The following is a 22,178-nucleotide window of genomic DNA, read 5'->3' on the forward strand; positions in this document are numbered from 1 at the left end:
CACGGCCCTCACTCGCAAGAGTGAGGGTTGCAACCTGCCTCACATTTTCCTCTGTATAGCCATTTTATCCATATCAGCGGCGTTATCCTGCAACGCAATTACTTCGCTTGCGCAGAATAATTCTCTACATCATCTGATGGGAGACGTTTCAATGGAAAAGGGTAAGCTGTCGATAAAAGAAAAAATCGGCTATGGCATGGGTGACGCCGGATGCAACATCATCTTTGGCGCCATAATGCTGTTTGTTAACTATTTTTATACAGATATTTTTGGGCTGGCTCCCGCTCTGGTCGGCGTATTACTCCTCTCCGTTCGCGTGATTGATGCCGTTACCGACCCGATTATGGGCGCAATCGCCGATCGTACCCAAAGCAAATACGGGCGATTTCGTCCCTGGCTGCTGTGGATTGCCTTCCCTTATGCGCTGTTCAGCATCCTGATGTTCACCACCCCGGAATGGACATATAACAGCAAGGTTATCTATGCGTTTGTCACCTATTTTCTGCTGTCGATTACCTACACCGCCATCAATATTCCCTACTGCTCATTAGGCGGCGTCATCACCAACGATCCGCAAGAGCGCGTGGCCTGCCAGTCATACCGTTTTGTGCTGGTCGGGATTGCCACTCTGCTGTTGTCATTAACGCTGCTGCCGATGGTGGAGTGGTTTGGCGGCGACAATAAAGCCAAAGGCTACCAGATGGCGATGACCGTACTGGCGATTATCGGCATGTGCATGTTCCTGTTCTGCTTCGCCACCGTTCGTGAACGCATTCGTCCTGCCGTTCCTACTCATGATGACATGAAGAACGATTTCAAAGACGTATGGAAAAACGATCAATGGGTGCGCATCCTGCTGCTGACGTTGTGCAACGTCTGTCCGGGGTTTATCCGCATGGCGGCAACCATGTATTACGTGACCTGGGTAATGGGGCAAAGCACTCACTTCGCCACCCTTTTCATTAGCCTCGGCGTGGTGGGAATGATGATCGGCAGTATGCTGGCGAAAGTGCTGACCGACCGCTGGTGCAAACTGAAGGTCTTCTTCTGGACCAATATCGCGCTGGCGCTGTTCTCCTGCGCCTTTTACTTCTTCGATCCAAAAGCCACTACGCTTATCGTAGTGCTCTACTTCCTGCTTAACATCCTGCATCAGATCCCTTCCCCGCTGCACTGGTCGCTGATGGCAGACGTCGATGACTACGGCGAATGGAAAACCGGCAAGCGCATCACCGGCATCAGTTTTTCCGGCAACCTGTTCTTCCTGAAACTGGGCCTGGCGATTGCCGGAGCAATGGTCGGTTTCCTGTTATCCTGGTATGGCTACGACGCTGGCGCCAAAGCGCAGAGCGATACGGCAATCGGCGGTATTGTTCTGCTCTTCACGGTGATCCCCGGCGTCGGCTATCTGATCACCGCCGGCGTGGTTCGCCTGCTGAAAGTGGATCGCGAACTGATGAAACAGATTCAGAAGGACCTGGAAAAACGCCGCGCCAGCTACCGCGAGCTCAACGATGACCCGCAATTTAACGTCGCTGAAACAGTAAGGAAAGCCTGATGCAAAACTGGCCCAACCCGTTTATTGAACAACGCGCCGATCCGTTTATTCTTCGCGACGGCAACCATTATTACTTTATCGCCTCGGTGCCGGAGTATGACCGGCTGGAGATCCGTCGGGCAAACTCGCTGGAAAACTTACGCACCGCCTCCCCTGTCGTTGTCTGGCGTAAACCTGAAAGCGGCCCGATGTGCGAGCTTATCTGGGCGCCAGAGATTCACCACATCGACGGCAAGTGGTACATCTATTTCGCCGCCGCGCATACCCAGGCGCTCGACAAACTGGGAATGTTCCAGCACCGTATGTTTGTCCTGGAGTGTACAGATGCCGACCCACTCAGCGGCGTCTGGGAAGAAAAAGGTCAGATCAAAACACCATTTGATACCTTCGCGCTGGATGCCACGACTTTTAGCCATCAGGGAAAACAGTGGTATTTGTGGGCGCAGAAAGCGCCGGATATCGCCGGAAATTCCAATATCTATCTTGCCGGGCTGGAAAATCCGTGGACGATCAAAGGCGCGCCGGTGATGCTCAGCAAGCCGGAATATGACTGGGAGTGCCGGGGTTTTCGCGTCAATGAAGGGCCTGCGGTTATCACGCACGGCGATAAGCTGTTTATCAGCTATTCCGCCAGCGCCACCGACGAAAACTACTGTATGGGTCTGCTGTGGATTGATATGCATGCCGATCCGCAAAATCCGGCAAACTGGCACAAATCACCGCGTCCGGTCTTTACCACCAGCAATGAAAACCGCCAGTATGGGCCCGGGCACAACAGCTTTACCCAAACGCCGGAAGGCGATGATGTACTGGTCTACCATGCGCGAAATTATACGGAGATTGAAGGCGATCCGCTGTACGATCCGAACCGTCATACCCGCCTGAAGCTGATTCGCTGGGACGAAAACGGAATGCCAGATTTTGGCATCCCGCCTGCGGATACCGTCTGAGCTCGTTGCCCGGCGGCGCTGCGCTTGCCGGGCCTACAGTCCGTGCAAACGTAGGCCGGATAAGCACAGCGCCATCCGGCAAAACGACATTACACCAGCGCTCCGTAAATGGTCAGAAATGCGATCGCCACCACCGCCGCCAGAGACGTTTTCTTCGCCATTGAAACAGCGGCTTTCGGCGTTTCGACCTTATCCGTGTGCGGCTCGCGGGCCAGCGAGAACTGTGCCAGACGCGTCAACACCTGGTACTGAGACGTGCGCAGATCCGCCAGCGAAACAAACCAGGCGGGCAGCGCCTTCTCGCCATGCCCCAGCAGCGCATAAACCACGCCAGCCAGACGCACCGGAATCCAGTCCAGAACATGAAGAATCGCATCAATGCCGGACTGTAAACGTTGATGCGGCGTTTGATAACGCGCCAGCCAGGACTGCCAGGCGCGCAGAAACGCATAGCCGACCAGCGTCACCGGCCCCCACGGGCCGCCGACAATAAACCAGAACAGCGGCGCCAGATAGAAGCGGAAATTTATCCAGAGCAGCGCATTTTGCAGCTCGCGCAAAAACTCCCGTTCGTTGCAGTCTGGCGGCACGCCGTGGATCAGCGTCAGTTCGTTAGCCATCGCTTCACGGGCATGGGCATCATTACGGGAAGCCGCGTTCAGGTACGCGTGATAATGTAGACGAACCTTCCCTGCGCCAATACACAACACACCAATCAGTATCCAGACCACCAGCGTGGGAGCGTTAAACAGTAAACCTTCCAGCGCACGCAGCAGCAGGAACGTCACCGCCATCGCAACAATCGTCATCCCCAGCGTACGCACCATCGAAAAATGCGTCGTCCGGCGGAACAGGACCTCCAGTCGGTGGTCGAGGTGCCAGTGCTCACCCAGCTTGAACAGGCGCTCAACAATCAGCACCAGTAATGTCGTAAACAGCGTCATGTCATCTCCTTGTGTGACGAGGCGGTGACCAGCGCGCGAAACTTCGCCCAGTCGAAAGACGGACCGGGATCGGTTTTACGCTCAGGCGCAATATTGCAGTGTCCGGTCATGTTGTCGGCTATCGCCGGGTAAAGCGCAATCAGCGTGCGCGTCACGGCGGCCAGTTGCTGATACTGCGCATCGGTATAAGCTAGCGTGTCCGTTCCCTCCAGCTCGATACCAATGGAAAAATCATTACAGCGCTCACGCCCCTGATAGTTCGACACGCCCGCATGCCAGGCACGCTTGTCGAAAGGGACATACTGCACAATTTCGCCATCACGGCGAATCAGACAATGTGCCGAAACGCGCAAATGGACAATCTCGGCAAAAAAAGGATGGGCAGCGGGATCGAGTGTTCCGGTGAATAGCGCATCAATCCACGGACCACCAAACTCGCCTGGCGGCAGGCTGATATTGTGCACCACCAGCAAAGAAGGGGTTTCGTCATCCGGGCGGCAGTCAAAATGGGGAGAGGGGACGCGTCGCGCCTCCGCCAGCCAGCCCTTGTCTAACAGCATACAGAACCTCCTTTTATATGGTGCAGTTATCCGGTTCAGAGTAGCATGTTTCTACCTTATGATTCGTTACCAATTTGGAGTTTTATCATGCCGCCTCGCCGCTACAACCCCGACTACCGACGTGACGCGCTGTTGGAACGCATAAATCTGGATATCCCCACCGCTGTCGCCCAGGCGCTGCGTGAAGATTTAGGCGGAGAAGTTGACGCAAATAACGATATTACCGCGCAGCTTTTACCGGAGAACACCCGTTCTCACGCCACGGTGATTACCCGTGAAGATGGCGTATTCTGCGGAAAACGTTGGGTAGAAGAGGTCTTTATTCAACTGGCCGGCGATGATGTCAGCATCACCTGGCGCGTACAGGACGGCGACAGCATTAAAGCCAACCAGCCGCTGTTTGAACTGGACGGCCCGTCTCGCATCCTGCTGACCGGCGAGCGCACCGCGTTGAACTTTGTTCAGACGCTTTCCGGCGTCGCAAGCGAAGTCCGTAAATACGTTGATTTACTGGCGGGGACAAAAACGCAACTGCTGGACACCCGCAAAACCCTGCCGGGTCTGCGAACCGCATTAAAATACGCCGTATTGTGCGGCGGCGGCGCGAATCACCGTCTGGGGCTTTCCGACGCCTTTCTGATTAAAGAGAACCACATCATCGCTTCCGGCTCAGTGCGCCAGGCGGTCGAGAAAGCCTTCTGGCTGCATCCTGATGTGCCGGTTGAAGTTGAAGTTGAGAATCTGGATGAGCTGGACGACGCGCTGAAAGCGGGCGCAGACATCATCATGCTGGATAACTTCGAAACGGATCAGATGCGTGAAGCGGTGAAACGCACCAACGGACAGGCGCGGCTGGAAGTTTCCGGCAATGTCACTGATGAAACCCTGCGCGAATTTGCCGAAACCGGTGTGGATTTTATCTCCGTTGGCGCGCTGACCAAACATGTGAGAGCGCTCGATCTCTCCATGCGTTTTCGCTAACGCCGGATTGTCATGCCCGATGGCGCTCCGCTTATCGGGCCGACAAACGATGTAAATCCCGGCTGATAATGCCCGGTGGCGCTTTGCTTATCGGGCCTACAAACGATGCAACGCCCTGCCGATAATGCCCGATGGCGCTTTGCTTATCGGGCCTACAAATGATGTAAATCCGTAGGCCGGATAAGGCGTTTACGCCGCCATCCGGCACATTTTTTCGGGCGGCCTCGCAAACCTGCTGCCCTGCTATGCAACCCGCTAACAATCTTCTGAATCCTCTTTCCCGTTTCGATTTTTGCCGCTCGCGAATTATCCCCTGCGTTTGCCAAAGTAGCGCCTGTTAACTCAAGGAGCAGACAATGGACAAACAACGCGGATTTACGCTTATCGAACTGATGGTGGTGATCGGCATTATCGCCATCCTGAGCGCCATCGGCATTCCGGCCTACCAGAACTACCTGCGCAAAGCCGCACTGACGGATATGTTGCAGACATTCGTTCCTTACCGCACCGCCGTCGAACTCTGCGCGCTGGAACACGGCGGTATTGCAACCTGCGACGCCAGCAGCAACGGCATCCCCTCTCCGACCACCACCCGCTATGTCTCTGGCATGAGCATAGAAAAAGGCGTGGTAATGCTCACCGGGCAGGAGAGCCTCAACGGTCTGAGCATCACCATGACGCCCAACTGGGATAACGCCAACGGCATCACCGGCTGGACGCGCAGTTGCAACATCCAGAGCGACAGCGCGCTGCAACAGGCCTGTGAAGATGTTTTCCGCTTTGACGCCAGCTAAGGAGAACGCGATGAACATCACGCAACTTACGGCGCTGTGCTTGCGTCATCAGGGAATATTGCTCGATGCCGATAACGAGGTGGTTCACGTCGCGGTCGTGGATTCACCGTCTCATGAACTGCTGGACGCCCTGCACTTTGCCACAACAAAGCGGATCGACATTGTCTGCTGGACTCGTCAGCAAATGGAAGGCCATATGCATAAGCCCCGGAAAATGCTCCCGGCCGTCATCGCCGACGATAGCCGCACGGCGGCGGAACTTTTGCAGCAGACGCTGGAATCCGCGCTGGCAAAACGCGCTTCCGACATCCACATTGAACCTGCGGAAAACCACTACCGAATCAGGCTACGCGTGGATGGCGTACTTCATGCCTTGCCCGGCGTGTCATCCGTCACCGGCGCGGCACTGACGGCAAGGTTAAAGGTACTGGGCAATCTGGATATTGCCGAACATCGACTCCCGCAAGACGGGCAATTTACCGTGACGCTTGCGGGCAATGCGGTTTCATTTCGTGTCGCGATCCTCCCCTGCCGGGACGGTGAGAAAGTAGTGCTGCGGTTACTTCACCAGGTCGAGCAGGCGCTTGATCTCAACGCGTTAGGCATGCCTGATACGCAACTCGCCCTGCTCATGCAGGCGCTACGGCAACCGCAGGGGCTGGTTCTGGTGACAGGCCCTACCGGCAGTGGAAAAACCGTAACGCTCTACAGCGCGCTACAGGCGCGCAACACCCAGGATGTGAATCTCTGTAGCGTAGAAGATCCGGTCGAAATCCCTGTCGAGGGCCTTAATCAGACACAAATTCATCCGCGCGCCGGACTTACCTTTCAGAGCGTATTACGCGCGCTGCTGCGTCAGGACCCCGACATTATAATGGTGGGCGAAATCCGTGATGGCGAAACGGCAGAAATTGCGATTAAAGCCGCGCAAACCGGCCACCTGGTGCTGTCCACGCTGCATACCAACTCCACCAGTGAAACGCTGATACGTTTACAACAGATGGGCGTCGCGCGTTGGATGATCTCATCCGCCCTGACGCTGGTCGTCGCCCAGCGACTGGTCAGAAAATTATGTCCGTACTGCCGTCATCTTGCCGCAGAGCCTGTCTCGCTTCCCGCCGCGCTATGGCCTACCACGCTTCCCCGCTGGCAAGCGCCCGGTTGCGAACGTTGCTACCACGGATTTTATGGGCGTACCGCACTCTTCGAGGTTTTGCCTGTTACGCCCGCATTGCGACAGTTGCTAATCAACAATGCAACCGTTGAGGCGCTGGAGTCCTGCGCCCGACAGGAAGGGATGAGTACGCTTTTTGAGAACGGCTGTCATGCGGTTGAACAAGGATTGACGACCTTTGAAGAACTCCTGCGCGTTCTGGGGCTACCCCATGTCAGCTAAACAGCTTTGGCGCTGGCAAGGGATTAACGCCACGGGCCATTCGGAAGAGGGGGCCTTATGGGCTGACGATCGTGCCGCACTGCTCGCTGCTCTGGAACATCAGCACATCATGCCGATACGCGCAAAACGTTTGAGCGTTAAAGCGGCACACTGGCGCGCAGAGCAAAGCGCGGAGATCGTCCACCAACTGGCGACGCTTCTCAAAGCGGGGCTTACGCTTTCCGAAGGACTGACGTTGCTTGCCGGGCAGCATCCCAGTCGACAATGGCAGGCGCTGCTGCAAACGCTGGCCCATAACCTGGAGCAAGGCGCCCCGCTTTCTTCCGCGCTGGCGCAATGGCCGCAGGTCTTTCCTCCACTCTATCAGGCGATGATCCGTACCGGGGAACTTACCGGAAAACTCGATGAATGCTGCTTTGAGCTGGCGCGTCAGCAAAATGCCCAAAAACAGCTTGCTGACAAAGTCAAAAAAGCGCTGCGTTATCCCATCATGATTCTGACGATGGCCGTGATGGTTGTTTTCGCCATGCTGCACTTTGTCCTGCCAGAGTTTGCCGCTATCTACCGGACATTCAATACGCCGTTACCGGCACTGACGCAGGGCATCATCACACTGGCGCAGTGGAGTGCCCAATGGGGCTGGCTGATGGCACTGCTCGGTATCGCAACGGGGGTAATCTACGGTTTGATAATAAAAAAACCGTACTGGCAGATTCAACGCCAGCGTCTTCTGCTGCGCTGTCCCGTTATTGCACGCCTGGTCAGAGGCCAAAAACTTACGCAGATTTTCACCATCCTGGCATTAACGCAACGCGCCGGAATTCCCTTTTCACAAGGGCTGGAAAGTGTCACAGAAACCCTGAATTGCCCTTACTGGTCTCAGCGTTTAGCTCAGGTTCATCGCGATATTCATGCCGGAAAACCGGTCTGGCAGGCGCTTAAAAATGCCGGTGAGTTCAGCCCATTGTGCATACAGTTGGTCATGACCGGTGAAACTTCCGGCGCGCTGGATACAATGTTGCATAACCTTGCCCGGCACCACGGTGAGAATACGCTATCGCTGGCGGATAACCTGGCGGCGCTACTGGAACCCGCCTTGCTTGTTATCACAGGGGTCATTATTGGTACGTTGATCGTGGCAATGTATTTGCCCGTTTTCCATTTGGGGGATGCGATGAGCGGTATGGGATAATGCTGGCGCATTGTGCTGCGCCAGCGCAGGGGATTACAGACTATTGAAAACGCGGTTTTCTTGTTCCTGTACCCGAATAAACGTCGTGCGTTTCGTCAGCTCTTTCAGACGGGAGGCGCCAACGTAGGTACAGGCTGAACGCAGGCCGCCGAGGATATCACGCGCGGTGTATTCCACCGGGCCACGCAGCGGCAGCTTAACGGTTTTCCCTTCTGCTGCACGATATTGCGCAACGCCGCCAACGTGGCGGGTCATAGCGGATTCAGAACTCATGCCATAGAACAGCATAAATTTCTCGCCATTCTCTTCAACAATTTTACCGCCGCTTTCTTCATGGCCTGCCAGCATACCACCCAGCATCACGAAATCCGCACCGCCGCCGAACGCTTTTGCGACATCGCCAGGCATGGTGCAACCGCCATCGCTGACAATCATACCGCCCAGACCATGCGCGGCATCGGCGCATTCAATCACCGCAGAAAGCTGCGGATAGCCCACGCCGGTTTTCACACGCGTGGTACATACGGAGCCAGGACCAATCCCGACTTTTACAATATCCGCGCCGGAGAGAACCAACTCTTCACACATTTCACCGGTCACCACGTTACCGGCACAAATGGTTTTTGTCGGCCATGCTTCACGCGCCTTTGAAACAAACTGCACGAAGTGTTCGGAGTAACCATTTGCCACATCAATACAAACAAAGTTCAGTGCCGGGCTCTGCGCCAGAATCTGTTTGGTTTTTTCGAAATCAGCATCGGAGGTGCCTGTTGAAACCATCACATGCCTGAGAACATCCTCAGAGGCGGTACTGGTGAAGGCGTTCCAGTCCTCAACGGAATAGTGCTTATGTACGGCAGTCAGAATGTCGAACGATGCCAGAGCGCTTGCCATCTCGAAAGTCCCGACGGTGTCCATATTGGCCGCGATAATCGGCACGCCGGACCAGGTCTGACCTGAATGTTTAAAGGTGAATTGACGTTCCAGTTCAACATCAGAACGACTTTTGAGAGTAGAGCGTTTAGGGCGGATAAGAACGTCTTTGAAACCTAATTTCAGATCTTCTTCGATACGCATGTGCGGATTCCTGGGGTTAATGGCAAAAAAGCGAAACTCACAACTCCAGTGACGTTATCATACGCACTAATCAGGCTTGCGCAAGACTGCGAAATTCTCTTTTTTTACGCTACAATCCCATAAATTTACCTGGCGAATAGTAGATAATGCCTACAGTAATATCGCCTTCGCGCGCTCAACTTTTAACCATTTGATTATCAAACCTAAATCCCAGGATCTGGACTTATGAGGTATACAGTAGCCTTAACTGGCGGCATTGGCAGTGGTAAAAGCACCGTTGCGAATGCATTCGCTGACCTCGGAATAAACGTTATCGACGCCGATATTATTGCGCGTCAGGTGGTTGAACCCGGTCAACCCGCCCTTATGGCGATCGCTGAACATTTTGGTTCTGCACTTATCGCGCCAGACGGTTCGCTACAACGCCGGATGTTGCGCGAACGTATCTTTGCCAGTCCTGAAGAGAAATCCTGGCTGAATGCCCTGCTCCATCCGTTAATTCAGCAGGAAACCCGGCGTCAGTTTCAGCAGGCAACGTCCCCTTACGTGCTATGGGTTGTGCCCCTGCTCGTCGAAAATGCGCTGTATAAACAAGCCAATCGCGTTCTGGTGGTCGACGTGACGCCCGAAACGCAGCTCTTGCGAACCATGCAGCGCGATGATGTGACGCGTGAACATGCTGAACAAATTCTGGCTGCCCAGGCAACGCGTGAAGCACGCCTTGCCGTGGCAGATGATGTTATTGATAATAATGGCGCACCGGACGCTATCGCGTCGGATGTCGCCCGCCTGCACGCGCGCTATTTACAGCTTGCGTCGCAGTTTGTCTCACAGGAAAAACCGTAATGCACACCCAGGTCCTTTTTGAACACCCTCTCAATGAGAAGATGCGTACATGGCTGCGCATTGAGTTTCTGATTCAGCAACTCTCCGTTAATTTGCCCCTCGCAGATCATGCGGACGCCCTGCATTTTTTCCGTAACATTGGGGATTTGCTGGATGTGTTCGAACGTGGCGAAGTGCGGACCGAGTTGCTAAAAGAGCTTGAGCGTCAGCAGCGCAAACTTCAGGCCTGGGTTGAAGTGCCGGGGGTTGACCAGAGTCGAATTGAGGCTCTGCGCCAGCAATTGAAGACGGCGGGCAGCATTCTGATTTCTGCTCCGCGTATCGGACAGCAGCTACGTGAAGATCGCCTGATTGCTCTGGTTCGTCAGCGCCTGAGTATTCCTGGCGGTTGTTGTAGTTTTGATTTGCCGACCCTGCATATCTGGCTGCATTTGCCGCAGGAACAGCGTGATGCGCAGGTTGAAACCTGGATCGCCAGCCTGAATCCGCTCAATCAGGCATTAACGCTGATCCTGGATTTAATTCGTAATTCCTCGCCGTTCCGTAAGCAAACCAGCCTGAACGGTTTTTATCAGGACAATGGCGATGATGCCGACCTGCTGCGTTTGCAACTGGCGCTTGATTCACAGCTCTATCCACAAATTTCCGGGCATAAGAGCCGCTTTGCGATTCGCTTTATGCCGCTGGATAGCGAAAATGGCCTGGTGCCTGAGCGCCTCGATTTCGAACTGGCATGTTGTTAAGGAGTAAAGATGTCAGAAACTATCACCGTTAGCTGCCCAACCTGCGGGAAAACCGTTGTCTGGGGCGAAGTGAGTCCGTTCCGTCCATTTTGTTCTAAACGCTGCCAGTTGATCGATCTCGGCGAGTGGGCCGCTGAAGAGAAGCGTATTCCAAGCTCTGGCGACTTGTCAGAAAGCGACGACTGGAGTGAAGAGCAGAAGTAATTCCACTAAAACGTAGGGCGGGCAAGCGTAGCGCCCCCGCCATAATTTGCCGGATGGCGGCGTTGCCTTATCCGGCCTACAAACACCATTAGCCAGCAATCAGCTTTTCAATTACTGGCGCATTCGCGGGCGGGAAATCTTCCGCATTCAGAGCATCTTGCGCAATCCACCGCCCCGGTTGCCCCTCTTTTCCCCACGGTTCCCCTTCCCAGTGATCAACTAACCAGAACCACAGTGTAATGTGCCTGTCCGGGAACTGATATTCCAGCTTTTCAAATAGCGTCGCTTCACGCGGGGTGATCCCCACTTCTTCCTGCAACTCCCGGATCAGCGCCTGCTCCGGCGTTTCGCCCGCTTCGATTTTCCCGCCGGGAAACTCCAGTTTATTGGCCATATGGGCATCGGCCGCACGTTGGGTAATAAAAATTTCGTGGTTCGGGTTGCGAATAATCCCGACAGCGATTTGCAGTTTTTTCATACGGTTACATCCATAAAAAAGGCGCAGTCACCTGCGCCTCATTGTCTTTATTCAGACCTTAGCTCAGACGGCCGTGGCACTGTTTGTATTTTTTACCGGAACCGCAAGGGCAAGGATCGTTACGACCCACTTTACGATCGCCCGTTTGCGCTGCCAGAGCAGCAGCCGCTGCGCTGTCGTCATCCTGATGACTAAGCTGCTGCATCTGCGCTAAACGCTCGGCTTCTTCGCGGCGCTGTTGTTCCATCGCTTCTACTTCTTCAGGCATACGAACCTGAACTTTGCTCAGCGTACTGACCACTTCATACTTCAGCGATTCCAGCATTGCTGCAAACATGGAGAAGGACTCGCGTTTGTATTCCTGCTTCGGATCTTTCTGCGCATAGCCACGCAGGTGGATACCCTGACGCAGGTAATCCATCGCCGCCAGGTGCTCTTTCCACAGCGAATCAAGAGTTTGCAGCATGACGCCTTTTTCGAAGTGACGCATCATCTCTGCGCCAACCACTTCTTCTTTACGCTGATACACTTCGATTGAGTGCGCCAGAATACGCTCACGCAGCGTCTCTTCGTGCAGCTCCGGCTCTTTATCCAGCCACTCGGCAATTGGCATATCCAGATCGAAGTCGTTTTTCAGACGTTCCTGCAAACCCGGAATATCCCACATCTCTTCCAGCGACTGCGGCGGAATGTACGCATCGATCGTCACTTTAAAGACGTCTTCACGAATGCTGTTGATGGTTTCGCTGACATCGCTGACATCCAGCAGTTCGTTACGCTGGGTGTAAATGGCGCGACGCTGATCGTTCGCGACATCGTCGTATTCCAGCAGCTGCTTACGAATATCGAAGTTGCGGCTTTCAACTTTACGCTGCGCATTGGCAATCGCTTTAGTCACCCACGGGTGCTCAATGGCTTCACCTGGTTTCATACCCAGTTTACGCATCATGCCCGACACACGGTCAGAGGCAAAAATACGCATCAGCGCATCTTCCATTGACAGGTAGAAACGGGAAGAGCCCGCATCGCCCTGACGACCGGAACGACCACGCAACTGGTTGTCGATACGGCGAGATTCGTGACGCTCAGTGCCGATGATGTGCAGACCGCCAGACGCCAGCACCGCCTCATGGCGAACCTGCCAGTCCGCTTTGATCTGCGCGATCTGCTCTGGCGTTGGGTTTTCCAGCTCCGCCACTTCAGCCTGCCAGCTACCACCCAGCACGATGTCCGTACCACGACCGGCCATGTTGGTGGCGATAGTGACCGCAGCCGGGTAGCCCGCCTGCGCGACAATCGCCGCTTCGTTGGCGTGGAATTTGGCGTTCAGAACGTTATGCTTGATGCCCGCTTTGGTCAGCTCATTAGAGACCACTTCAGATTTTTCGATCGAGATCGTACCCACCAGCACCGGCTGGCCGTTCGCGGTACGCTCTTTGATGTCTTCAATGATCGCCTGAATTTTTTCCGCTTCGGTCATGTAGACCAGATCCGGCATATCCTTACGGATCATCGGACGGTTGGTCGGAACCACAACGGTATCCAGCTTATAGATGGAGCTGAATTCGAACGCTTCGGTATCTGCGGTACCAGTCATACCGGCCAGTTTCTCATACAGACGGAAGTAGTTCTGGAAGGTGATGGATGCCAGCGTCTGGTTCTCGTTCTGGATTTCCACGCCTTCTTTCGCTTCCACAGCCTGGTGCAAACCGTCGGACCAGCGGCGACCCTGCATGGTACGACCGGTGTGTTCGTCAACGATGATCACTTCGCCATCTTTAACGATGTAATCCACATCGCGGGTAAACAGCGCGTGCGCGCGCAGCGCGGCGGTTACGTGGTGCATCAGCATGATGTTGCCCGGAGAGTACAGGGACTCGCCTTCATCCATAATGCCTTCTTTCACCAGCAGTTCTTCGATCAGCACCAGACCGCGTTCCGTCAGGTTGACCTGACGCGCTTTCTCATCAACGGAGAAGTGGCCTTCGCCCTGGAAGGTATCAGAGTCTTCTTTCTCCTGGCGAATCAGATGCGGGATGATCTTGTTTACTTTCTTGTACATTTCCGAGCTGTCTTCAGCCGGGCCGGAAATGATCAGCGGCGTACGCGCTTCATCGATCAGGATGGAGTCGACCTCATCCACCAGCGCATAGTGCAGTTTACGCTGTACGCGCTCTTCCGGGCTGAACGCCATGTTATCGCGCAGGTAGTCAAAGCCGTATTCGTTGTTGGTGCCGTAAGTGATGTCGGCGGCGTAAGCTTCACGTTTTGCTGGGGCAGGCATGCCCGGCAGGTTAATACCGACGCTCATCCCGAGGAATTCAAACAGCGGGCGGTTGTTTTCAGCATCACGTTGCGCCAGATAGTCGTTCACTGTGACGACGTGTACGCCCTTACCGCTTAACGCGTTCAGGTAAGCAGGCAGCGTTGCGGTCAGGGTTTTACCTTCACCGGTACGCATTTCCGCGATACAGCGATCGTTCAGCACCATACCGCCCAGCAACTGGACGTCAAAGTGACGCATGCCGAATACGCGCTTACTCGCTTCACGAACCACGGCGAACGCTTCCGGGATCAGGCTTTCAACGCTTTCGCCTTTCTCCAGACGCGCGCGGAACTCTGCCGTTTTCCCTTTCAGTTCGTCATCGGAGAGTTTTTCCATCTCCGGTTCCATGGCATTGATGATGCCGACCGCTTTACGCATACGACGCAAGGTACGATCGTTACGACTACCGAATACTTTGGTTAACAATTTGATTAGCATAATAAAATCTCAAACGCCCCGCGATGCGGAGTCTCTATAATTAGTTGAAGGTTTTTTGTTTTTAGCTGAGGCGTTGAGGGCCAGCGCGGATTCCCTGCGCCTGACTTATCCAGGCGGGAACGCTAAATGAGGCCTGAGGCGTAAAGTGCGCACGGGCTACGCGACGTACAATCGTTGGCGGTGTGCCTTCCTGCGTCAGCATCGCGCTGAGCGTGTTCAGTAACGCAATATGGTGCGCCTGAAGTGGCGAAGACTCTTCAACAACCGGCAGCGTTTGCGGCGCCATGGCAAAAGAGAGATGGCGGATAACCGTGCGAATCGCATGCTGATGCCAGTAGTCGACGGTAAAATTCGGGCGGCGGTTACTCGCCTCCAGCAGCGCGAGCTGGCTGAAGTTAACCTTAACGGATTGATCGTGATTACTGGCGGTCGCTTTCGCCGGCGTATTAGGCTCGGCTGCGTTACTGAGAGCGGGCAGACCAAAGCTAGCCGCGACCATCCCCAATAAGAGATGCGGCCAGAAGTACCGTCTACCTAACTGTCGCCAGCGCGTCAGTATTCCACTCACGTCATTGCCACCCTGATATGCCCGGCATGTGGGCTTACGAATTCAAAACGTTTTTTGCGCACAAATCTTACCATTAAAGCGTACGCTCTACAGCAGTAATGACATGGCGCTGAGGATAAAAATGCTTAAGAAAGCAGCGAACGCACTGTATTTCGGTTCAGCGGCAGAGAAAAAGGCGAAGGCAAACGCCGGACGGAAGAGATAAAAAAACGACTGGCTTACCTGGCCGGAGAGGGTGCCAGATTAACCAGTCGAATTTATGCGACAGGTATACACTTCATCCTTCAAGCTGCCTCTTTGTTGGCTGCCTTCTCTCACCCCAGTCACGTACTGGTCGTACGTTTCCGGGAATTCGCTCAGTTGCCGTCTTGATGCAACTTGAATGATCTTGTGTATAGCTATTATGCCAGTACAGTCGAAGGCGCTTTGAAAGCCAACGGCAGTTCTGCGTCGTCCTGGAAGGTCACATATTCCCAGGCTTCCTGTTTCGCCAGGACAGCCTGCAACAGTTTGTTATTCAATGCGTGACCGGACTTATACGCGGTAAACGCACCAATAATGTTGTGACCGCACATGAACAAGTCACCGATCGCGTCGAGCATTTTGTGACGAACAAATTCGTCTTCAAAACGCAGGCCGTCTTCGTTCAGTACGCGATAATCGTCAACAACGATGGCACAATCGAAGCTGCCGCCCAGGCACAGGCCACGGGACTGCAAATATTCGATATCACGCATGAAACCGAAGGTACGCGCACGGCTGATCTGGCGCATGAACGCGTCCGCAGAGAAGTTCATCGCATAGCGCTGGCTGCTGGAATCAATCGCCGGATGGTTAAAGTCGATGGTGAAATCCAACGTAAAACCATTGTACGGCTTAAATTCAGCCCACTTATCGCCATCTTCGACGCGAACCGTCTCTTTGATGCGTACAAATTTTTTGGCGCAGTTCAGCTCATCAATACCCGCATCAAGCAGCAGGTAGACGAACGGAGCAGCACTGCCATCCATGATCGGGATTTCCGGCGCATCGACTTCGATAACGATATTATCGATACCCAGACCCGCCAGAGCAGCGTTAAGGTGCTCTACGGTTGAAATCCGTACATCATGCTCGTTGACCAGACACGTACAGAGCATGGTATCACGCACAGATTTGGCATCGGCCGGGAAATCTACCGGTGGATTCAAGTCGGTGCGACGATAGATGACCCCGGTGTTGGCCGGCGCAGGGCGTAAGGTCAGGGTGACTTTCTTGCCGGTATGTAAACCGACACCTGTCGCCTGAACGATACGTTTAAGTGTCCTTTGTTTGATCATCGTATAATCTCGCCAAATTACCTATCCAACCGAAGTGTACTATACATTCGGTGGGCCAGTTTAGCACAAAGAGCCGTGAATCCCAAATTCCAGCCAATTCTTAATCGGCTTGCTTACGCAGGAACGCAGGGATATCCAGATAATCCGGTTCTTTTGCCGTTTGCGGCGTATTGTCGTTCACCACTTTTGCGACCGGCTTCTGCTCTTGCGTCAGCGGCGCCATGCCGTGCTGCTGGTAACGATCCATCACCGGCTGCTGTACCTGTTTGTTGGTCACCAGGGTGATTTCAGGACGCTTGTCCATACCAATACCGGTTGCCACAACGGTGACGCGCAGTTCGTCGTTCATATCCGGGTCCAGAGAAGTACCGATAACCACGGTCGCGTTATCCGACGCAAAAGCACGGATGGTGTTACCGACGGTTTCGAACTCATCCAGACGCAGGTCGAAGCCCGCAGTGATGTTAACCAGCACGCCGCGCGCGCCAGACAGATCGATATCTTCCAGCAGCGGAGAAGAGATCGCCATTTCTGCTGCTTCTTCCGCACGGTCTTCACCGCTTGCCACGCCGGAGCCCATCATCGCGTAGCCCATTTCGGACATCACGGTGCGCACGTCTGCAAAGTCGACGTTCATCAGACCCGGGCGGGTAATCAGCTCAGCGATACCCTGCACCGCGCCTTTCAGCACGTCGTTCGCCGCGCCAAACGCATCCAGCAGGGAGATACCGCGTCCCAGCACTTTCAGCAGCTTGTCGTTCGGGATGGTGATCAGCGAGTCCACATGTTTGGACAGCTCAGTAATACCCTGCTCCGCGAATGCCATGCGCTTCTTGCCTTCGAAGTTGAAAGGCTTCGTCACCACGGCAACGGTCAGGATACCTAAATCTTTTGCCACTTCCGCAACCACTGGCGCTGCACCGGTACCGGTACCGCCGCCCATGCCTGCTGCGATAAACACCATGTCTGCGCCGTCAAGCGCTGCACGCAGTGCTTCACGATCTTCGTCCGCCGCATTGCGACCGACTTCCGGGTTTGCACCCGCGCCCAGACCTTTGGTGATGCCGCTACCAATCTGAATGGTCTGCCCAACCGCAGTCTTACGCAACGCCTGAGCGTCGGTATTCACCGCGAAGAATTCAACACCTTCGATGCGCTCGCGCACCATGTGTTCAACGGCATTACCGCCGCCGCCACCGACGCCGATGACTTTAATCACCGCGTCGTTGGTCAGTTCCATAGGTTCAAACATAGTTTCTCTCCGTTTTGTGCCTGTCGCCTGAGACCGTTAATAGTCGCCGGTCTCATAAAAATTAAAACTCTTTTCGCAGCCAGCTATTAAGTCGCTTGATCCACGAGCCAACTGATGCCGTAACACGTTTTTCCACTTCCGCTTCGCCACTTAAGTGGGACTCTTTCCCGTAGTGAAGCAGCCCCACCGCCGTTGAGTAGTACGGCTCCTGGGCATAATCCGTCAGTCCGGTAATATTCAGCGGCGCGCCAATACGCACTTGCGTATGGAACACGCGCTGAGCACAGGCAGCAAGACCTTCAATTTGCGCCGCGCCGCCGGTTAATACAATCCCCGCCGCCAGATGATGTTTCACACCCTGCTGGCGAAGCTGTTCCTGTAATTGCAAAATCTCTTCGTTGACCAGGTTGAGCAGCTCGGTGTAACGCGGCTCAATCACCTCCGCAAGCGTCTGACGTTGCAGACTACGCGGCGGACGACCGCCCACGCTCGGCACTTCAACGCTTTCGTCTTTGCCGACGATAGAGCCCAGCGCGCAGCCGTGACGCACTTTGATGGCTTCAGCATCGCTCGGCGGCGTACCGAAGGCATACGCGATATCGCTGGTCACGACATTCCCTGCGTAAGGGATTACCTTGGTATGGCGCAACGCCCCGCCAGTATAAACGGCGATATCCATTGTACCACCACCGATATCAACCACGCAGACGCCCAGTTCACGTTCATCTTCCGTTAAAACGGAGTAACTGGCCGCTAACCCGGCAAATATGAGTTGGTCAACTTTCAGGCCACAACGTTCCACCGCTTTAACGATGTTTTTCGCCATGTCGTTGTGGCATGTGATCAAGTGCACTTTTGCCTGCATACGCACGCCGGAAAGGCCAACCGGATTCTTAATGCCTTCCTGGTAATCGATCGCATATTCCTGCGGAATGACATGCAGTACACGATGCTCATCACGCACGCGCACCGACTTCGCGGTATGCACGACGTTTTCCACATCTTCCTGCGTCACTTCTTCTTCGGAGATCGGCACCATACCAATTTCATTCTGACAGCTAATGTGCTTGCCAGAAAGCGCCAGATACACCGAGGAGATCTGGCAATCCGCCATCAGCTCCGCCTGGTCAATGGCGCGCTGTACGCACTTCACCACTGACTCGAGGTCGTTCACCCCGCCTTTATCCATACCTCGCGACGGGCAACTGCCCACGCCAATGATATTGACCATACCGTCGGGCAGAACTTCCCCTACTAAAGCGGCAACCTTCGCGGTGCCAATCTCCAGTCCTACTACCAGTTTTCTGTCCGTCGCCTTGATCATTGTTGTTCTGCCTGTGCCTGATTCTGTTGCTGATTAGATTCCTCTGGAGGTAAGGGTGCCCACCCTACTGCCGCCCCCGAGTCATAACGCAAATCAACGTAGCTTATCCGTTTGCCATCGGTTTGCGCCTGCTGCTGTAAAACCGGATAAAGTTCTACAAAGCGAGCCAAACGTTTCATCGTATCGCCCCTGCCGAGGTTGAGCTTAATATCGTTATTCAGCGTCAACTGCCAGGAACGACGCGCGGTCATTGCCGCTTCCTTCAGGGTGAATCTGTCCTTAGCCAGCACCTGCCCCATATCGCGATACCCCTGCAACACTTCACTCGCGCTGCCTTCCGGGCCATACAACATGGGTAATACCTGTTTACTGGTTCGCTCTGCCGGTACGCTGAAGGTATTGCCTTCGGCATCAACCATATGCTGATCATTCCAACGCGCAATCGGCACATATTCAACCAGATGAATCTTCAATTCATCAGGCCATTGCTTTCTGACGCTGGCCTGTTTAATCCACGGTAAACGCTCTATCTGGCTCTGGATAATGTTCACATCCTGAGTCATAAACGTACCCGGCGCACCCAACGCCAGAATCGACTGGCGGATGTCATCATTGCGCGTGTAATGCCGCTCGCCGGTCAACACCAGTTTCGACAACGGCAAACGCTGCGCGTCTTCCATCCAGCCCAACACAACCCAGCCGCTGACAAACACGGTGCAGAGCACCGTCAGCAGGAACAGTATTCCTGCAAGACGCGTTCCATTATTGCGCCGTGAAGAAGACACCTCTTCATCACTGTTTCGCGTGTTCAGCGCAGCCTGCGACATATCAGTCCGCCAACTCCAGAATTCGTACCACCAACTGCGAGAAGCTCATGCCCGCCTGACGCGCCGCCATCGGCACCAGACTGTGGCTGGTCATACCCGGCGAGGTATTCGCTTCCAGCAGATAAAACTGGCCATCGCTGTCCAGCATGACGTCAATGCGGCCCCATCCTTTGCAACCCAACGCGGTCCACGCTTTCAGGACCAATGTCTGCAAAATAGCCTCTTGTTCCTCTTCCAGACCTGCCGGGCAGAAATATTGTGTCTCATCAGAGAGATACTTCGCCTCATAATCATAGAAGGTTCCGGCGGGTTGGATACGAATTGACGGTAAAATTTCTTCACCGAGTATCGCAACCGTAAATTCCGGGCCACTGAGCCATTTCTCAATCAGTACTTCTTCATCATGCTGAAAAGCCAATGCTAATGCTGCCTGCAAAGCATTTTCTTCTACCACTTTCGACATGCCGACGCTGGAACCTTCACGGCTCGGCTTCACAATCAGCGGCAAACCCAGCGCAGAAATTCGCGTTAGCGCGTCGTCGCTAAGCCCTTTTTCAAACTCAGCGCGCGTCAATGCCACCCACGGCGCAACCGGTAATCCGGCGCCCTGCCACAGCAATTTGCTGCGCAGTTTATCCATTGAGATTGCTGAAGCCATCACCCCGCTGCCGGTATAGGGCAGGCCAATCAGATCCAGCATCCCTTGCAGCGTGCCATCTTCGCCGCCGCGACCATGCAACGCAATAAACACCTTCTGAAAACCCATTGATTTCAGCAGGGTGACATCAACCTCTTTCGGGTCGATCGGATGCGCATCCACGCCGCCTTCGCGTAACCCGGCCAGCACCGCCGCGCCGGAATTCAGCGAAACATCACGTTCGGCGGAGGTTCCACCCAACAGGACCGCGATTTTATCAGCCATGTTGCTCCTCCTCCTGGGTTTGCGGCTTCAGTTTAATTTCAGCTAAGGTGCGCGCAATTTTGCCGATATTTCCCGCGCCTTGCACCAAAATCAAATCATTACCGGTTAATACCGGCGCCAGCATTTGCGCAACTTGCGCCGGATCGGAGACCAGAATCGGGTCAATTTTACCGCGACCGCGAATCGTACGGCACAGCGAACGGCTGTCCGCTCCCGGAATTGGCGCTTCGCCTGCGGCGTAAACATCCAGCATTAACAGCGCGTCAACCTGCGTCAGCACGTTGGCGAAATCGTCGTACAGATCGCGCGTACGCGTGAAGCGGTGCGGCTGGAAAACCATCACCAGATTTTTATCCGGCCAGCCTGCACGCGCGGCCTTAATGGTGGCGTCAACTTCCGTTGGATGATGGCCGTAATCATCGACCAGCATCGCCGTCCCTGCTTTACCGTTTACCGGCTCAAGCGGGAATTCGCCGAGGAAATCGAAGCGACGCCCGGTACCCTGGAAGCTTTCCAGCGCGCGCAGAATCGCCTCGTCGTCAATCCCCTCTTCGGTCGCCACCGCCACGGCAGCAGCCGCGTTCAGCGCATTGTGGCGGCCCGGCGCATTCAGCGTCACCTGCATTGCAGGTTTATCCTGACGCAGCAGCGTAAAATGCCCCTGCGGCCCAACCTGCCGGTACTCTTCCACACGCACGTCAGCGTCGTCGCTAAAACCATACGTTGTGGTCTGACGGCCCACGCGCGGCAGCAGCTCGCGGATCACCGGATCGTCAACACACATCACTGCACGACCATAAAACGGCAAATTGTGCAGGAAATTAATAAAGGTCTGCTTCAAATTTTCGAAGTCGCCCTGGTAAGTATCCATATGGTCGGCTTCAATATTGGTGACAATCGCCACCATCGGTTGCAGATGCAGGAACGACGCATCGCTCTCATCCGCTTCCGCAATCAGATAACGGCTGTGGCCTAAACGCGCATGCACGCCCGCCGCTTTCACCAGCCCACCGTTGACGAAGGTCGGGTCCAGCCCCGCTTCCGCGTAAATGCTGGACACCATCGCGGTGGTCGTTGTTTTACCGTGCGTCCCGGCAATGGCGATGCCGTGACGAAAACGCATTAATTCCGCCAGCATCTCCGCGCGGCGGATCACCGGAATACGCGCTTCATGCGCCGCGACAATCTCCGGGTTATCCGCAGAGATCGCGCTGGAAACCACCACCACGCTCGCATCGCGCACGTTTTCCGGGCGATGATTGAAGAAAATGGTGGCGCCAAGGCTCGCCAGTTGCTGCGTAACCGGATTCGGCGCTAAATCAGAACCACTGATCTGATACCCTTCATTGGCCAGAACTTCGGCAATACCGCCCATACCGGCACCACCGATGCCGACAAAGTGGATGTGCCGAACGCGACGCATTTCGGGCACGATGGAACGCAGTTTTGCCAGTTGTTGTGTATTCATTCTTTACGCTA

Annotated in this window: 21 protein-coding genes; 9 read left to right on the forward strand and 12 right to left on the reverse strand. The window is 54.7% G+C overall.

Annotated features, from left to right (window positions below; genetic code table 11):
- Window positions 1–151: 151 nt before the first annotated feature.
- Both OGX80_RS01180 and OGX80_RS01185 read left to right on the forward strand, forming a co-directional pair.
- Window positions 152–1,558 carry a glycoside-pentoside-hexuronide (GPH):cation symporter gene (locus tag OGX80_RS01180; protein ID WP_101744240.1) on the forward strand — a complete coding sequence of 469 codons (1,407 nt, stop codon included), beginning with the start codon at window positions 152–154 and terminating at the stop codon, window positions 1,556–1,558.
- A complete protein-coding gene (locus OGX80_RS01185) occupies window positions 1,558–2,508 on the forward strand; it encodes a glycoside hydrolase family 43 protein (RefSeq protein ID WP_115181988.1) in 951 nt (316 codons plus the stop codon). The genes OGX80_RS01180 and OGX80_RS01185 overlap by 1 nt, the downstream gene beginning before the upstream one ends.
- Before the next feature lie 89 nt (window positions 2,509–2,597).
- Here the strand turns inward: OGX80_RS01185 and ampE are convergent, their stop codons facing one another.
- On the reverse strand, window positions 2,598–3,452 hold the full coding sequence (gene ampE / locus OGX80_RS01190) for a beta-lactamase regulator AmpE (RefSeq protein WP_115181989.1): 855 nt from the start codon (window positions 3,450–3,452) through the stop codon (window positions 2,598–2,600).
- Window positions 3,449–4,012: a 1,6-anhydro-N-acetylmuramyl-L-alanine amidase AmpD gene (ampD, locus tag OGX80_RS01195; protein WP_049008869.1), complete on the reverse strand. Its 564-nt coding sequence runs from the start codon at window positions 4,010–4,012 to the stop codon at window positions 3,449–3,451. The genes ampE and ampD overlap by 4 nt, the downstream gene beginning before the upstream one ends.
- Window positions 4,013–4,099: 87 nt before the next feature.
- Between ampD and nadC the strand changes: the two genes are divergently transcribed.
- From nadC to hofC, 4 genes are all read left to right on the forward strand, one after another.
- Entirely contained in the window at window positions 4,100–4,993 is an 894-nt protein-coding gene (gene nadC / locus OGX80_RS01200) for a carboxylating nicotinate-nucleotide diphosphorylase (RefSeq protein WP_012134056.1), read from the forward strand.
- Between the two features lie 356 nt (window positions 4,994–5,349).
- Window positions 5,350–5,787 carry a prepilin peptidase-dependent pilin gene (ppdD, locus tag OGX80_RS01205; protein WP_047458901.1) on the forward strand — a complete coding sequence of 146 codons (438 nt, stop codon included), beginning with the start codon at window positions 5,350–5,352 and terminating at the stop codon, window positions 5,785–5,787.
- Window positions 5,788–5,797: 10 nt separating this feature from the next.
- A complete protein-coding gene (gene gspE / locus OGX80_RS01210) occupies window positions 5,798–7,183 on the forward strand; it encodes a type II secretion system protein GspE (RefSeq protein ID WP_058668573.1) in 1,386 nt (461 codons plus the stop codon).
- The gene (gene hofC, locus OGX80_RS01215; RefSeq protein WP_115181990.1) at window positions 7,173–8,375 is read left to right on the forward strand and encodes a protein transport protein HofC; all 1,203 of its coding nucleotides are present in this window, start codon (window positions 7,173–7,175) and stop codon (window positions 8,373–8,375) included. Before gspE ends, hofC begins: the two co-directional genes overlap by 11 nt.
- A gap of 33 nt (window positions 8,376–8,408) precedes the next feature.
- Here hofC and OGX80_RS01220 read toward each other — a convergent pair whose 3' ends face one another.
- Window positions 8,409–9,452, reverse strand: a complete 1,044-nt coding sequence (locus OGX80_RS01220) for a GMP reductase (protein ID WP_012134060.1) — start codon at window positions 9,450–9,452, stop codon at window positions 8,409–8,411.
- A gap of 225 nt (window positions 9,453–9,677) precedes the next feature.
- On the opposite strand from OGX80_RS01220, the gene coaE reads away from it, so the two are divergent.
- From coaE to yacG, 3 genes are read left to right on the forward strand one after another with little or no spacing between them, the layout of a single operon-like run.
- Complete coding sequence (coaE, locus tag OGX80_RS01225; protein ID WP_012134062.1) at window positions 9,678–10,298, forward strand: dephospho-CoA kinase; 621 nt, start codon at window positions 9,678–9,680, stop codon at window positions 10,296–10,298.
- Window positions 10,298–11,041, forward strand: a complete 744-nt coding sequence (zapD, locus tag OGX80_RS01230) for a cell division protein ZapD (RefSeq protein WP_012134063.1) — start codon at window positions 10,298–10,300, stop codon at window positions 11,039–11,041. The genes coaE and zapD overlap by 1 nt, the downstream gene beginning before the upstream one ends.
- Window positions 11,042–11,050: 9 nt before the next feature.
- On the forward strand, window positions 11,051–11,245 hold the full coding sequence (yacG, locus tag OGX80_RS01235; RefSeq protein ID WP_047458910.1) for a DNA gyrase inhibitor YacG: 195 nt from the start codon (window positions 11,051–11,053) through the stop codon (window positions 11,243–11,245).
- 88 nt (window positions 11,246–11,333) lie between these two features.
- On the opposite strand, the gene mutT is transcribed toward yacG, so the two are convergent.
- The 9 genes from mutT to murC form a co-directional block, all read right to left on the reverse strand.
- The gene (gene mutT, locus OGX80_RS01240) at window positions 11,334–11,723 is read right to left on the reverse strand and encodes an 8-oxo-dGTP diphosphatase MutT (RefSeq protein WP_049010061.1); all 390 of its coding nucleotides are present in this window, start codon (window positions 11,721–11,723) and stop codon (window positions 11,334–11,336) included.
- A 58-nt stretch (window positions 11,724–11,781) separates the two neighbouring features.
- Window positions 11,782–14,487, reverse strand: a complete 2,706-nt coding sequence (gene secA / locus OGX80_RS01245) for a preprotein translocase subunit SecA (RefSeq protein WP_047458916.1) — start codon at window positions 14,485–14,487, stop codon at window positions 11,782–11,784.
- Window positions 14,488–14,548: 61 nt separating this feature from the next.
- A complete protein-coding gene (gene secM, locus OGX80_RS01250) occupies window positions 14,549–15,055 on the reverse strand; it encodes a secA translation cis-regulator SecM (protein WP_024130709.1) in 507 nt (168 codons plus the stop codon).
- Between the two features lie 401 nt (window positions 15,056–15,456).
- Window positions 15,457–16,374, reverse strand: coding sequence for a UDP-3-O-acyl-N-acetylglucosamine deacetylase (gene lpxC, locus OGX80_RS01255; RefSeq protein ID WP_012134068.1), 918 nt, complete (start codon window positions 16,372–16,374; stop codon window positions 15,457–15,459).
- Between the two features lie 100 nt (window positions 16,375–16,474).
- Entirely contained in the window at window positions 16,475–17,626 is a 1,152-nt protein-coding gene (gene ftsZ / locus OGX80_RS01260) for a cell division protein FtsZ (protein ID WP_004857884.1), read from the reverse strand.
- Window positions 17,627–17,687: 61 nt separating this feature from the next.
- The gene (ftsA, locus tag OGX80_RS01265; protein ID WP_003018755.1) at window positions 17,688–18,950 is read right to left on the reverse strand and encodes a cell division protein FtsA; all 1,263 of its coding nucleotides are present in this window, start codon (window positions 18,948–18,950) and stop codon (window positions 17,688–17,690) included.
- A complete protein-coding gene (gene ftsQ / locus OGX80_RS01270; RefSeq protein WP_012134069.1) occupies window positions 18,947–19,777 on the reverse strand; it encodes a cell division protein FtsQ in 831 nt (276 codons plus the stop codon). The genes ftsA and ftsQ overlap by 4 nt, the downstream gene beginning before the upstream one ends.
- 1 nt (window position 19,778) lies before the next feature.
- Entirely contained in the window at window positions 19,779–20,699 is a 921-nt protein-coding gene (locus OGX80_RS01275) for a D-alanine--D-alanine ligase (protein ID WP_012134070.1), read from the reverse strand.
- Entirely contained in the window at window positions 20,692–22,167 is a 1,476-nt protein-coding gene (murC, locus tag OGX80_RS01280; protein WP_115181991.1) for a UDP-N-acetylmuramate--L-alanine ligase, read from the reverse strand. The genes OGX80_RS01275 and murC overlap by 8 nt, the downstream gene beginning before the upstream one ends.
- Window positions 22,168–22,178 lie beyond the last annotated feature (11 nt).

Origin of the sequence: Citrobacter sp. CK194 (assembly GCF_030333395.1) — a bacterium.
GTDB lineage: Bacteria > Pseudomonadota > Gammaproteobacteria > Enterobacterales > Enterobacteriaceae > Citrobacter_B > Citrobacter_B koseri.

Excerpts from the sequence above, each read along its gene's own strand:
- OGX80_RS01180 (WP_101744240.1), top strand. The coding sequence starts at position 152 with ATGGAAAAGGGTAAGCTGTCGATAAAAGAAAAAATCGGCTATGGCATG.
- OGX80_RS01185 (WP_115181988.1), top strand. The coding sequence starts at position 1,558 with ATGCAAAACTGGCCCAACCCGTTTATTGAACAACGCGCCGATCCGTTT.
- ampE (WP_115181989.1), bottom strand. The coding sequence starts at position 3,452 with ATGACGCTGTTTACGACATTACTGGTGCTGATTGTTGAGCGCCTGTTC.
- ampD (WP_049008869.1), bottom strand. The coding sequence starts at position 4,012 with ATGCTGTTAGACAAGGGCTGGCTGGCGGAGGCGCGACGCGTCCCCTCT.
- nadC (WP_012134056.1), top strand. The coding sequence starts at position 4,100 with ATGCCGCCTCGCCGCTACAACCCCGACTACCGACGTGACGCGCTGTTG.
- ppdD (WP_047458901.1), top strand. The coding sequence starts at position 5,350 with ATGGACAAACAACGCGGATTTACGCTTATCGAACTGATGGTGGTGATC.
- gspE (WP_058668573.1), top strand. The coding sequence starts at position 5,798 with ATGAACATCACGCAACTTACGGCGCTGTGCTTGCGTCATCAGGGAATA.
- hofC (WP_115181990.1), top strand. The coding sequence starts at position 7,173 with ATGTCAGCTAAACAGCTTTGGCGCTGGCAAGGGATTAACGCCACGGGC.
- OGX80_RS01220 (WP_012134060.1), bottom strand. The coding sequence starts at position 9,452 with ATGCGTATCGAAGAAGATCTGAAATTAGGTTTCAAAGACGTTCTTATC.
- coaE (WP_012134062.1), top strand. The coding sequence starts at position 9,678 with ATGAGGTATACAGTAGCCTTAACTGGCGGCATTGGCAGTGGTAAAAGC.
- zapD (WP_012134063.1), top strand. The coding sequence starts at position 10,298 with ATGCACACCCAGGTCCTTTTTGAACACCCTCTCAATGAGAAGATGCGT.
- yacG (WP_047458910.1), top strand. The coding sequence starts at position 11,051 with ATGTCAGAAACTATCACCGTTAGCTGCCCAACCTGCGGGAAAACCGTT.
- mutT (WP_049010061.1), bottom strand. The coding sequence starts at position 11,723 with ATGAAAAAACTGCAAATCGCTGTCGGGATTATTCGCAACCCGAACCAC.
- secA (WP_047458916.1), bottom strand. The coding sequence starts at position 14,487 with ATGCTAATCAAATTGTTAACCAAAGTATTCGGTAGTCGTAACGATCGT.
- lpxC (WP_012134068.1), bottom strand. The coding sequence starts at position 16,374 with ATGATCAAACAAAGGACACTTAAACGTATCGTTCAGGCGACAGGTGTC.
- ftsZ (WP_004857884.1), bottom strand. The coding sequence starts at position 17,626 with ATGTTTGAACCTATGGAACTGACCAACGACGCGGTGATTAAAGTCATC.
- ftsA (WP_003018755.1), bottom strand. The coding sequence starts at position 18,950 with ATGATCAAGGCGACGGACAGAAAACTGGTAGTAGGACTGGAGATTGGC.
- ftsQ (WP_012134069.1), bottom strand. The coding sequence starts at position 19,777 with ATGTCGCAGGCTGCGCTGAACACGCGAAACAGTGATGAAGAGGTGTCT.
- OGX80_RS01275 (WP_012134070.1), bottom strand. The coding sequence starts at position 20,699 with ATGGCTGATAAAATCGCGGTCCTGTTGGGTGGAACCTCCGCCGAACGT.
- murC (WP_115181991.1), bottom strand. The coding sequence starts at position 22,167 with ATGAATACACAACAACTGGCAAAACTGCGTTCCATCGTGCCCGAAATG.